Annotated in this window: 9 protein-coding genes and 1 pseudogene; 4 read left to right on the forward strand and 6 right to left on the reverse strand. The window is 71.8% G+C overall.

The genetic code is table 11. The annotated features are described in order from the left end of the window. Positions 1-4: 4 nt before the first annotated feature. From ACX25U_RS34990 to ACX25U_RS35000, 3 genes are all read right to left on the reverse strand, one after another. Positions 5-199, reverse strand: a complete 195-nt coding sequence (locus ACX25U_RS34990; RefSeq protein WP_454385977.1) for an antitoxin — start codon at positions 197-199, stop codon at positions 5-7. Between the two features lie 158 nt (positions 200-357). After that, on the reverse strand, positions 358-789 hold the full coding sequence (locus ACX25U_RS34995) for a hypothetical protein (protein WP_454385978.1): 432 nt from the start codon (positions 787-789) through the stop codon (positions 358-360). Between the two features lie 100 nt (positions 790-889). Beyond that, positions 890-2,419, reverse strand: a complete 1,530-nt coding sequence (locus ACX25U_RS35000; RefSeq protein WP_454385979.1) for an MFS transporter — start codon at positions 2,417-2,419, stop codon at positions 890-892. Between the two features lie 250 nt (positions 2,420-2,669). Here ACX25U_RS35000 and pgm point away from each other — a divergent pair, with 250 nt between their 5' ends. Next, complete coding sequence (gene pgm, locus ACX25U_RS35005) at positions 2,670-4,310, forward strand: phosphoglucomutase (alpha-D-glucose-1,6-bisphosphate-dependent) (protein WP_454385980.1); 1,641 nt, start codon at positions 2,670-2,672, stop codon at positions 4,308-4,310. A 20-nt stretch (positions 4,311-4,330) separates the two neighbouring features. Here pgm and ACX25U_RS35010 read toward each other — a convergent pair whose 3' ends face one another. Beyond that, complete coding sequence (locus ACX25U_RS35010; RefSeq protein ID WP_454385981.1) at positions 4,331-5,143, reverse strand: polysaccharide deacetylase family protein; 813 nt, start codon at positions 5,141-5,143, stop codon at positions 4,331-4,333. Between the two features lie 215 nt (positions 5,144-5,358). Here ACX25U_RS35010 and ACX25U_RS35015 point away from each other — a divergent pair, with 215 nt between their 5' ends. Next, the gene (locus ACX25U_RS35015; protein ID WP_454385982.1) at positions 5,359-8,670 is read left to right on the forward strand and encodes a pyruvate carboxylase; all 3,312 of its coding nucleotides are present in this window, start codon (positions 5,359-5,361) and stop codon (positions 8,668-8,670) included. A gap of 89 nt (positions 8,671-8,759) precedes the next feature. Here the strand turns inward: ACX25U_RS35015 and ACX25U_RS35020 are convergent, their stop codons facing one another. Next, positions 8,760-9,749, reverse strand: a complete 990-nt coding sequence (locus tag ACX25U_RS35020; RefSeq protein WP_454385983.1) for a LysR family transcriptional regulator — start codon at positions 9,747-9,749, stop codon at positions 8,760-8,762. Between the two features lie 194 nt (positions 9,750-9,943). On the opposite strand from ACX25U_RS35020, the gene snpA reads away from it, so the two are divergent. After that, positions 9,944-10,621, forward strand: coding sequence for a snapalysin (gene snpA, locus ACX25U_RS35025; RefSeq protein WP_454385984.1), 678 nt, complete (start codon positions 9,944-9,946; stop codon positions 10,619-10,621). Positions 10,622-10,765: 144 nt separating this feature from the next. After that, positions 10,766-11,007 (forward strand): annotated as a pseudogene (locus ACX25U_RS35030) (ABC transporter permease); the annotation flags it as partial. Positions 11,008-11,031: 24 nt separating this feature from the next. Here ACX25U_RS35030 and ACX25U_RS35035 read toward each other — a convergent pair. Then, complete coding sequence (locus ACX25U_RS35035) at positions 11,032-12,438, reverse strand: amino acid permease (protein ID WP_454385985.1); 1,407 nt, start codon at positions 12,436-12,438, stop codon at positions 11,032-11,034. Positions 12,439-12,593: the final 155 nt, after the last annotated feature.

A 12,593-nucleotide genomic window follows, 5' to 3' on the forward strand; every position in this document is an offset into this window, starting at 1 on the left:
GGGGTCAGCGCGGCGGCTGGTCCTGGCCGGGGTCCTGGTCGCCGATCTGTTCCCTGAGCTTGTCCTGAGCGGTGTCGACCTGGCTCCTGTACTTGCCCTGGGTTCGCTCGTCGACGTAGTCACCGGCCTTGTCGACGCCTTTGCCGGCCTGCTCCTCGTGGCCCTTCAGCAGGCCCCTGAGCTTGTCCAGCATGCTCATCGCATACTCCTTCGCGCCGTCGTTCCCTTCCAGAATGGCCGACCCCTGTGCGGGCTGCATCCGCAGAAGCCGGGAGAAAAGGAGGAGGAAGGAGGAGGAAGGAGGAGGAAGGAGGAGGAAGGAGGAGGAAGGAGGAGGAAAAAGGGCGGGAAGGAAAGTCAGCGTGCGCACAGGTCCTCGGCCGGCGGGACGCCGTCGAGCAGCCGACGGCCGTCCCGCTCGGTGACGTGCCAGGCCGTGCACAGGGAGTCGTCCTCCCGCGCGGAGCGCAGCAGTACGAAGTCGTGGCCGCCCCGGTGCCCCACCTGCGCACGCAGCGGGGGCGGATGCTCTCCCAGCCGGCCGAGGTAGTCGGCGGCGTAGTCGTCGGAGACGGTGTCCTCGTCGAACAGCGTCTGGAGGGTGTCCGCGTCCCTGCCGGCCGCGGCCTTCCCGACCCTGTCGGCCAGGGTGGTCAGGCTCGGCGCGCCGGACGGGGCCTCGGTCGCGATGGAGTAGCACACCACGCCCAGCCAGGTACCCAGACCGACGATCAGCGCGACCAGCGCGAGACGCGACTTGTTGGAACGCTTCGAGCGCCCTTCCGGCACTGGTCGTCCTCCCCGACATGCCCCTGTACGTGCTCCCACTCTCCCATGTGCGACGACGAGGACGGACACGGAGGTCACCCTCGCTGCCGGCGGTGACGGGTCACGACCGGCTGCGGGCGTGGTCGTACAGCGCCTGGGACGTGGTGACCAGTTCCCTGCGCTCCTCCACGGAACCCACCATCGGCTGGGAGCCGTTGAGCGGCACCTGGGCGCTCTCGGGCAGGAACTTCACGGTCACCAGTCCGATGGCACCGGCCGCCATCAGATAGAACGCGGGCATCATGTCGTTGCCGGTGGCATGCACCAGCGCCGCGGTGGCGAGCGGAGTGGTGCCGCCGAACGCGGCGACGGCGACGTTGAAGCCGATGCCCATGGCCGCGTAACGGACCGCGGTCGGGAAGAGTGCGGGCAGGGTGGCTGCGCTCGGCGCGGCGAAGCAGGCCAGCAGGGTGGACAGGATCAGCACCCCGAAGACCGGTGGCCAGGTTCCGTGCATCTTGATCAGGAGGAAGGACGGAATGGCCAGGACGATCATCGCGGCCGCCGCGACGCCGTAGACCGGACGCCGGCCGACGTGGTCGCTGAGCCGGCCGATGAAGGTGATCAGCAGCACGATCCACACCATGCCCACCAGCACCAGAACGTCGGCGGAGCCGCTGGGGCGGTGCAGGGTCTCCGTCTGGTAGGTGGGCAGGTAGCCGGTGACCATGTAGTTGGTGACGTTGTAGAGCAGCACCAGGCCCATGCAGACGAGCAGCCCACCCCAGTGGTTCTTGATGATGGTCCTGAACTCGCTGCCCGCCGACTTCTGGGCGAGGCTCTTCTCGTGCTCGTCCAGTTGCTGCTGGAAGGCGGGCGTCTCCTCCAGCTTGAGCCGCATGTACAGGCCGATCACACCGAGCGGGCCGGCGATCAGGAACGGGAGCCGCCAGCCCCAGGCGATCATCTCGGCGTCGGTGAGGAGGAAGTGCAGCAGGGTGACCAGGGCGGAGCCCAGGGCGTAGCCGACGAAGGTGCCGAAGTCGAGCCAGCTGGAGAGGAAGCCGCGACGGCGGTCGGGGGAGTACTCGGCGACGAACGTGGTGGCGCCCCCGTACTCGCCGCCGGTGGAGAAGCCCTGGACCATACGGGCGACCAGCAGCAGTACCGGGGCGGCGATGCCGATCGTGGCGTAGCTGGGGATCAGGCCGATGGCGAACGTGCCGATCGCCATCATGAGCACGGTGGTGGCGAGCACCTTCTGCCGGCCCAGCCGGTCGCCGAGCGCGCCGAACACCAGGCCGCCGAGCGGGCGCACGACGAAGGCCGCGGCGAAGGTCGCGAAGGAGGAGAGCACCTGGGCGCCGGGCGAGGCGCCGGGGAAGAAGACCTTTCCGATGGTGGCGGCCAGGTAGCTGTAGACGCCGAAGTCGAACCACTCCATGCAGTTGCCGAGGGCGGAGGCGCCGACCGCCCGCCTGAGCAACGGAGGCTCGACGACATGGACGTCCTCCTTGCGCAGGGCGCGCTTGTTCCGCCGCAGCCGACGGACCATTTCCTCGCGGACCTGCCGCGGCATGTTCGTCACGCGTTCCCGCAGCTCTTCCGCGCCGGCGGGACCGGCTGGGCCGTCGGGTGTCACATCCACCACCACGCCACCTTGCTTATTTGTTCGTATTCATAACGTATGAGCACTCCGGTAGAAGATCGGATTCCGGTGTGCGACAAACCGGCTGCCCCGAACGGCGCTCTTCACTCCCGCAACGCCACAGCCCGCACCCCCGGGTGCCTCGGCGGCGTCCCGGGGAAGGGGCAAGGGCGACTCGCCTCCCCGACAGGGGGGAAGATGAGATCGCGAGTGGACAGCGGACTCAGGAGCGACCCGGAGGAGCGTGGGTGCCATGCAGCACGAGCGAGCGGGCGAGCCGGCCCGGCCCGAGGATCTGATCGACGTCGCCCGGCTGGTGACGGCGTACTACGCGCTGCACCCCGACCCGGCCGAGGCGGGGCAGCGGGTGGCGTTCGGGACGTCCGGACACCGCGGGTCGTCACTGGCGACCGCGTTCAACGACGACCACATCGCCGCGACCAGCCAGGCCATCTGCGAGTACCGCGCACGGCAGGTCACCGACGGCCCCCTCTTCCTCGGCGCGGACACGCACGCCCTGTCCGAGCCGGCGCGGATCACCGCGCTGGAGGTGTTCGCGGCCAACGACGTCACCGTGCTCATCGACACCGCGGACGGCTACACCCCGACCCCGGCGGTCTCCCACGCGATCCTGAGGCACAACCGCGGCCGCACCTCGGGCCTCGCCGACGGTGTGGTGGTCACCCCCTCGCACAACCCGCCCGGCGACGGCGGCTTCAAGTACAACCCGCCCAGCGGCGGCCCGGCCGGCTCGGACGCCACCTCCTGGATCCAGGACCGGGCCAACGAGATCATCGCGGGCGGCCTGAAGGACGTACGCCGCATCCCGTACAGGCAGGCGCTGGCCGCGCCCGGCACCGGCCGTCACGACTTCCTGGACGCCTACGTCTCCGATCTGCCGAGCGTGCTCGACCTCGACGCGATCCGGGCCGCGGGCGTCCGCATCGGCGCCGACCCGCTGGGCGGGGCCTCCGTCGCCTACTGGGGCCGTATCGCCGAGCAGCACCGGCTCGACCTGACCGTGGTCAACCCGCTCACCGACCCCACCTGGCGCTTCATGACGCTGGACTGGGACGGCAAGATCCGTATGGACTGCTCCTCGCCGTACGCGATGGCCTCGCTCATCGAACAGCGCGACCGCTTCCGGATCGCCACCGGCAACGACGCCGACGCCGACCGGCACGGCATCGTCACCCCCGACGCCGGGCTGATGAACCCCAACCACTACCTCGCCACGGCCATCTCCTACCTCTACACCCACCGCACCCGGTGGCCCGCCGAGGCGGGCGTGGGCAAGACCCTGGTCTCCTCCGGCATGATCGACCGGGTCGCCGCCGACCTCGGCCGCCGGCTGGTCGAAGTGCCCGTCGGCTTCAAGTGGTTCGTGGACGGGCTGATCGACTCCTCGCTCGGCTTCGGCGGCGAGGAGTCCGCCGGGGCGTCGTTCCTGCGCCGGGACGGCTCGGTGTGGACCACCGACAAGGACGGCATCGTGCTGGCCCTGCTCGCCTCCGAGATCACGGCCGTCACCGACCGGACGCCGTCCGAGCACTACGCCGAACTCACCGCCCGCTTCGGCGAACCCGCCTACGCCCGCATCGACGCACCGGCCTCCCGCGAGGAGAAGGCCCGCCTGGCCGAGCTGTCCCCGGCCCAGGTCACCGCCGACACCCTCGCCGGCGAGCCGGTCACCGCCGTGCTCACCGAAGCCCCGGGCAACGGCGCACCCATCGGCGGCATCAAGGTGACCACCGAGAACGCCTGGTTCGCGGCCCGCCCCTCGGGCACCGAGGACGTCTACAAGGTCTACGCCGAGTCGTTCAGGGGACCCGACCACCTCTCCCAGGTGCAGGACGAGGCCAAGCAGGTGGTGCTGACGGCACTCGGCGGCTGATCCGCCCGGCCGCCGCGGCGTCAGCGTACGGGGAAGCCGAAGGAGTACCCCCGCTGCTTCAGCCAGGGCAGGACCTCGCGCAGGGCGGCGACGGTCTGGGACCGGTCTCCGCCGGCGTCGTGGAACAGGATGGTCGGGCCGTTGCCGACCTGGTTCTCGACGGTGGCGACGATGGCGGCGGAGCCGGGACGTTCGAAGTCCTTGGTGTCGACGTTCCAGCCCAGCGGCCGCATCCCCCGGGACGCGGCGAGCTGCCGGCTGTACGGGGTGAAGGCGCCGCCCGGAGCGCGGTAGTACTGCGGGCGGACGCCCCCGGACGCCTTGGTGATCATGCGCTCGGCGTCCAGGATCTGCTGCGACTGGTAGCTCTCGGACTTGGTGTCCATGGCGGTGTCGTGGGAGACCGTGTGGTCGCACAGCCGGTGCCCGGCCGCCACCACTGCCTTCACCAGGTCCGGGTGCGCCTCGGCCTGCGTGCCCACCATGCAGAACGTCGCCTTCACCCCGTTGTCCCGCAGTACCCGCAGCACCTGCGGCGTCCAGACGGGGTCGGGCCCGTCGTCGATGGTGATGTTGACACCCCGGGCGCCGCGGTCGGAGGCGTGGGCGATGTCCACCGACACCGGTGCCGCCGCGGGGGCCTGGGGGCGTGCGCCGGGCGCGGCGGGACGCGCCGATACGCCCGGACGCGCTGATACGCCCGGACGTGCGTCCTTGCCCCCGACCGGGTCGGCCTGCGCGGTCCACACCGACGTCACGGCGGCCACCGCCGTCACCCCGACCGCCGCCGCCAGCATCCGGCCGTGCCACCCTCGTCCGCCATGCCGCACCATGTCCCGCCCCGTTCCACGCCGTCCTTGCGATCCCGTGCATGGGTCAGGACGGGGAAGGACCGCCGCCGGATCCCGCCGTTACCGACCACGGACGATTCCGCGGGAAAACGGCGACACGCGCGGGACAATCGGGGATGAGTGGCCCGCCTCACATGGCGTGACGAGGGCATGCCCGACACCATGGTCCTTTCACCGGCAGGCCGAAGGGGTAGAGAATGTTCCGCAAGGTGCTCGTCGCCAACCGCGGCGAAATCGCGATTCGCGCTTTCCGCGCCGGCTATGAACTGGGCGCGCGAACCGTCGCGGTCTTCCCGCACGAGGACCGTAATTCCCTGCATCGGCTCAAGGCCGACGAGGCCTACCAGATCGGCGAGCCGGGGCACCCCGTGCGCGCCTATCTCTCCGTGGAGGAGATCATCCGCGCCGCACGCCGGGCGGGCGCGGACGCCGTCTACCCGGGCTACGGGTTCCTGTCCGAGAACCCGGAACTCGCCCGCGCCTGCGAGGAGTCGGGCATCACCTTCGTCGGGCCGGACGCCGGCACGCTGGAGCTGACGGGGAACAAGGCCCGCGCGGTGGCGGCCGCCCGCGCGGCCGGTGTGCCGGTGCTCGGCTCCTCGGCGCCCTCCACGGACGTCGACGAACTGGTCCGCGCCGCCGGGGACATCGGCTTCCCCGTGTTCGTCAAGGCGGTCGCCGGCGGCGGCGGGCGCGGCATGCGGCGGGTCGAGGACCCGGCCGCGCTGCGCGAGTCCATCGAGGCGGCCTCCCGCGAGGCGGCGTCCGCGTTCGGCGACCCCACCGTCTTCCTGGAGAAGGCCGTCGTCGACCCGCGCCACATCGAGGTGCAGATCCTCGCCGACGGGCAGGGCAACGTCATCCACCTGTTCGAACGCGACTGCTCGCTGCAGCGCCGCCACCAGAAGGTCATCGAGCTCGCCCCCGCGCCGAACCTCGACCCCGCGCTGCGGGAGCGGATCTGCGCCGACGCGGTCCGCTTCGCCCGCGAGATCGGCTACCGCAACGCGGGCACCGTGGAGTTCCTGCTCGACCGGGACGGCAACCACGTCTTCATCGAGATGAACCCGCGCATCCAGGTCGAGCACACGGTGACCGAGGAGGTCACCGACGTCGACCTGGTCCAGGCCCAGCTGCGCATCGCCGCCGGCGAGACCCTGGCCGACCTCGGCCTCTCCCAGGACGGCATCACCCTGCGCGGCGCCGCCCTGCAGTGCCGTATCACCACCGAGGACCCCGCCAACGGCTTCCGCCCGGACACCGGCCGGATCAGCGCCTACCGCTCGCCGGGCGGCTCGGGCATCCGCCTGGACGGCGGAACCACCCACGCCGGTACGGAGATCAGCGCGCACTTCGACTCGATGCTGGTCAAGCTCACCTGCCGCGGCCGGGACTTCAAGGCCGCGATCGGCCGGGCGCGGCGCGCCGTGGCCGAGTTCCAGGCCGGCCGGGTCACCACGTCCTTCATCGAGCAGCGCCCGCACCTGCTGACCGCCCGCTCCTCCGCCGACCGCGGCACCAAGCTGCTCACCTACCTCGCCGACGTCACGGTGAACAAGCCCCACGGCGAGCGGCCCGACTCCGTCGACCCGGTCACCAAGCTGCCGCCGCTGCCCGACGGCGAGGTGCCCGCGGGCTCCCGGCAGCGGCTCGTCGAGCTCGGCCCGGACGGCTTCGCCCGCCACCTGCGCCAGTCGCCGACCATCGGCGTCACCGACACCACCTTCCGCGACGCCCACCAGTCCCTGCTCGCGACGAGGGTGCGCACCAAGGACCTGCTGGCCGCCGCCCCGGTGGTGGCACGGACCCTGCCCCAGCTGCTGTCCCTGGAGTGCTGGGGCGGCGCCACCTACGACGTCGCCCTGCGCTTCCTCGCCGAGGACCCCTGGGAGCGGCTGGCCGCCCTGCGCGAGGCGGCGCCCAACATCTGCCTGCAGATGCTGCTGCGCGGCCGCAACACCGTGGGCTACACGCCGTACCCGACCGAGGTGACCGACGCCTTCGTCCAGGAGGCCGCCGCCACCGGCATCGACATCTTCCGCATCTTCGACGCGCTCAACGACGTGGACCAGATGCGGCCGGCCATCGACGCCGTACGCGGGACCGGGACGGCCGTCGCCGAGGTCGCCCTGTGCTACACGGGCGACCTCTCCAACCCCTCGGAGCGCCTGTACACCCTGGACTACTACCTCCGCCTGGCCGAGCAGATCGTGGCCGCCGGAGCGCACGTCCTGGCCATCAAGGACATGGCGGGACTGCTGCGCGCCCCCGCCGCCGCCACGCTGGTGTCCGCCCTGCGCCGCGAGTTCGACCTGCCGGTGCACCTGCACACCCACGACACCGCGGGCGGCCAGCTGGCCACCTACCTCGCCGCCATCCAGGCCGGCGCCGACGCCGTGGACGGCGCCGTCGCGTCGATGGCCGGCACCACCTCCCAGCCGTCGCTGTCGGCGATCGTCGCCGCCACCGACCACTCCGACCGCCCCACCGGCCTGGACCTGCAGGCCGTCGGCGACCTGGAGCCGTACTGGGAGAGCGTCCGCAAGGTGTACGCCCCGTTCGAGGCGGGCCTGGCCTCACCCACCGGACGCGTCTACCACCACGAGATCCCCGGCGGCCAGCTGTCCAACCTGCGCACCCAGGCGGTCGCGCTGGGCCTGGGCGACCGCTTCGAGGAGATCGAGGCGATGTACGCCGCCGCCGACCGCATCCTGGGCCGCCTGGTCAAGGTCACCCCCTCGTCCAAGGTGGTCGGCGACCTCGCCCTGCACCTGGTGGGAGCCGGCGTGGCACCGGAGGACTTCGAGGCGACCCCGGACCGCTTCGACATCCCCGACTCCGTCATCGGCTTCCTGCGCGGCGAGCTGGGCACCCCGCCCGGCGGCTGGCCGGAGCCGTTCCGCACCAAGGCGCTCAAGGGCCGCGCGCAGGCCAAGCCCGTGACGGAGCTGACCGCCGAGGACCGCGAGGGCCTGGAGAAGTCCCGCCGCGCGACCCTCAACCGGCTGCTGTTCCCCGGCCCGACCCGGGACTTCGAGGCTCACCGCCAGTCCTACGGCGACACCAGCGTGCTGGACAGCAAGGACTTCTTCTACGGGCTCCGTCCCGCCAAGGAGTACGCCGTGGACCTCGAGCCCGGCGTGCGGCTCCTCATCGAGCTGCAGGCGATCGGCGAGGCCGACGAACGCGGCATGCGCACCGTGATGTCCACGCTGAACGGTCAACTCCGGCCCATCCAGGTACGCGACGCCGCCGCGGCCTCCGACATCCCCGTCACCGAGAAGGCCGACCGGACCAACCCGGGCCATGTGGCGGCCCCGTTCGCCGGTGTGGTGACCCTCGCGGTCGCCGAGGGCGACGAGGTGGAGGTCGGCGCGACCGTGGCGACCATCGAGGCGATGAAGATGGAGGCCGCCATCACCGCTCCGAAGGCGGGCCGGGTGACCAGGCTGGCCATCAACCGCATCCAGCAGGTGGAGGGCGGCGACCTGCTCGTCGAGGTGAACTGACCCACCGGCGCGAGGCGCACCCCGGCACGGCCGGCGGTGCGCCTCGCGGTCGTCACGGCCGGGAACACGGCGGGCGGGGCGAAGGACTGCTACGGACCGACCCCCACCGGTCGTTTCCGCAGGGACCGCGGGGCGCAGGACGCGCGGATCGTGCCCGAACGCTCCAGCCACTCCCGGTACGCCGGTGCCTGATGGGCCGCCTCCCAGTAGGCATCCTCCAACTCGGCGTAAGCGCTGTCGAGTTCGGCTTCGCTGCGGGCGGCGAGCAGGAGCCGTACACCGATCGGGTCGCCCCGCAGGGGCCGGATGGCGAGGTCGGAGCGGGGGCGTGCGGTGGGCTGGCTGACGGTGACCACCTCGCCGGTGGCGGCCAGGGAGTAGGCGGTGAGGTAGTCGCCGTGCAGCATGTCGGGTTCGAGCCCCGCCTCGCGCAGTACACGGCACACGGCGTCCCATTCGCCGTCGACCGTGGCGTCGACCATCCAGCGCTCGCCGACGAGGTCGGCGAGCCGTACCTCGGGCCGTGCGGCCGCCGGGTGATCGGCGGCGAGTGAGACGAACTGCGGTTCGCGCTCGACCAGTACGCGCAGACACAGCCCGGGCGGGATACGCAGCGGGCTGCCCTCGACCTCGTGCACGAAGGCCATGTCGAGCCGGCCCGTGGCGACCATGCGCAGCAGGGAGTTGGCGGACACGTCCATCTGGAGGGTGGGTCCGGTCCGGGGCACGCGGGTGCGCAGCCGGCGCAGCCAGCCCGGCAGGGCCCGGCTGGCGGTGGCGCCGATGCGCAGTCGGGGCCCGCCGGTGGCGCGCGCTGCCGCCGCCCTCGTCTCGGTGACGATCGCGGCGAGTTCGGCGACGAGGGGCCTGGCGCGGCTCAGTACCGCGTGTCCCAGCGGTGTGGGGCGGCAGCCCGTACGGGTGCGCAGGAAGAGCTGGCCGCCGAGGGCGTGCTCGATGCGGCGCAGCTGGGTGCTCAACGAGGGCTGTGCCAGGCCGAGTTGCCGAGCCGCCTGGTGCAGGCTGCCGTGGTCGGCGATGGCGCACAGCACGCGCAGGTGCCTCACCTCGAGCTCCATGGGAGGGAGCGTAGGGCGGCGTCGGACGCCGCACCAGATGTTCAAATCCCAACGGAACCAGCGGAACCGTACGAGTCGGCCCCCGATAGCTCCGCGCTATCCCCAATTGCCATCATCCGCCGAGCCGTTGGTATGCCCGACACTCCTGCATGACCGATCGTTCACCACCCCACACGAACGAGGAGTTCCCCCACATGCAGTCGTCCCGCACGAGACTCATGGCTCTCGCGCTCGGCCTCGGTCTGGCATCGGCCGCGCTGGGCACCGCGTCACCGGCCGGCGCCCGGGCGACCGGGTCCGCGCAGTCCGAGTCCGCCACCGCCGCGTACGCCCAGTACACCGGCTCGGCGGAGAACGCCGCCGACAACAAGGCGTTCTTCGAGGCCGTGTTGCAGTCGGTCGCAAAGAAACAGGCCGCCCACCCGAACCTGCAGTCGGTGACCGTCTACTACAACGCCTCCCAGGCGCCCAGCTTCCGCTCGCAGATATCGAGCGCCGCCTCCGTCTGGAACAGCTCCGTGTCCAACGTCAAACTCCAGGCGACGTCGGGCAGCGCCGACTTCTCCTACTACGAGGGCAACGACTCGCGAGGCTCCTACGCCTCCACCAACGGCCACGGCAAGGGCTACATCTTCCTCGACTACGCGCAGAACCGGCAGTACGACTCCACCCGCGTCACCGCGCACGAGACCGGTCACGTACTGGGCCTGCCGGACCACTACAGCGGCCCCTGCAGCGAGCTGATGTCGGGCGGCGGCCCCGGCCCGTCCTGCACCAACCGCTACCCGGACGCGAACGAGCGCGCCCGCGTGAACCAGCTGTGGGCCAACGGACTTGCGAAGGCCCTGCAGAAGGTGAACAAGGCCGGCTGACGTCCGTCCCGGACCGACGATCTCCGGTCCTCCCCCTCCGCGCCCCCCACCGCTGCGGACCGCCCCGTCCCACGAGGCGGTCCGCACCGCACGCGGGCGGGGAGGACCGGCACCACTGCCGACTGGTGCGATGATCACCCCCATGCCTCGGGCGGCGCGGTCTCCTGGCCGCTGCTGCCCTCCCCGCTCGGCGTCATCGGCCGTCGGCTGCCTCCGGCGCCTCGGTGAACGCCCAGCACACCGCCGTGTACTTCGCGGGGCACCAGCACGCCTTCCCGTTCCTGGTCCTGGCGGGCTGGGCCGTCGTCTCCTGCGCGGTCTTCCGGGTCCGGCGCCACCGCCACCCCGGCGGCCGTCCGACCGGCCCGGTCCATGCGGCTTCGTGAGCCGAGCCCGGTCGGCCGACCGGATCAGGCCGCCGCCCTGCTCCGGCGCGCCGCCATCACCGCGTAGACGATCACTCCCGCGAACAGGAACAGCACACCCTGGTACACCGCGGCGTGCCCGGCGCCCGCCACGAGCCACATCGAGAAGGCGGCCGCGACCGCCGCGACCACGGAGTCCCGCACCAACCGCGCCCGGTCGACCCGCTCGCGCCGCCCCGAGACGAGGTGGAAGATCTGCGCGGCGGTGGCCAGCAGATACGGCACCGTCGCGGTGAACGTGGTGACCAGGACCAGGGTCTCGAACACCTTGGCCGAGCCCGAGGTGTAGTTGTAGACGGTGAGCAGCGAGGTGAGGACGACGGCGACCGCGACGCCGACGGTCGGAACGCCCCGCCGCCGGCGCGCGAAGGCGGCGGGGAACAGCCCGTCCCGCGCCGCGGCGTACGGCGTCTGCGCACTCAGCAGCGTCCAGCCGTTGAGGCACCCGGTCATCGACACCAGCGCGGCGAGCGCGACGGCCCACCCGCCCCAGGAACCGCCGAACATGGCGTTCACGGCGTCCGAGAAGGGCGCGGAGGACTGCACCAGGCGGTCGTGCGCCACCGTCCCGAAGACGGACAGCGTGCCCAGCAGATAGACGAGCGCCGCGCCCGCGGTGCCGATGACGGTGGCGCGACCCACATTGCGCCGGGCGTTGTTCACCTCGCCCGCGCTGACGGCGGCGGACTCCACGCCGAGGTAGGAGAAGAGCAGGATCGCGGCCGAGGCGGACACCGCGCCGATCGCGCTGCCGCCGCCCGCGTGGAACGGGCCGAGGTTGCGTGGGTCGAAGAAGAACAGCCCGCCGACCGCCACGAGCAGCAGCGGCACGAACTTCAGCACGGTGGAGACCAGCTGTACGGCGCCCACGTACCGGCTGCCCGCGAAGTTGGCGAGCGCGGGCAGCCACTGCAGGGCGAGCGCGGCCAGGCACGCCGTCCAGCGGTGGCCGTTCACCGGGAACAGCACGTCGAGGTAGCCCACGGCGGCGACGGCGAGCGCGGCGTTCGACACCCAGGTGGTGATCCAGTACGCCCAGGCGGCGAGGAAGCCGGCGAAGTCACCGAAGGCCTCGCGGGCGTAGACGTAGGGCCCGCCGGTGCGCGGATTCCGCTCGGCGAGGCGGCCGAAGACCAGCGCGAGGGCGATGGCGCCGACGGTCAGCACACCGAAGGCGACCAGGCTGATGGTGCCGTACGGGGCGACGGAGGCCGGGAGCAGAAAGATCCCGCCGCCGATGACGTTGCCCATGACCAGTGCGGTGGCGACGGGCAGCCCGAAGCGGCGGGCGTGCCTGCCGGTACTGCCGACGGGGTCTTCGGCGGGGATGGGTGCCGCGGGGACCTGCTGCGGAGCCGGAGCCGAGGGGTGGGCGGTTCCGGTGACGTGCATGGGGTGGTGCGCCTCTCTTGAAAACCGGTGCCCGGGATCGCCGGGCCGCGGCCCATGGTCGGGCATAGCTCGACACGACGCCAAATCACACGTTTTTGTCCCGTATGGCCGCACCCGGCACCGCAAAAGATGCACCGTCGCGCACGTCGAGCCGC

This window comes from Streptomyces sp. JNUCC 63, assembly GCF_054366325.1.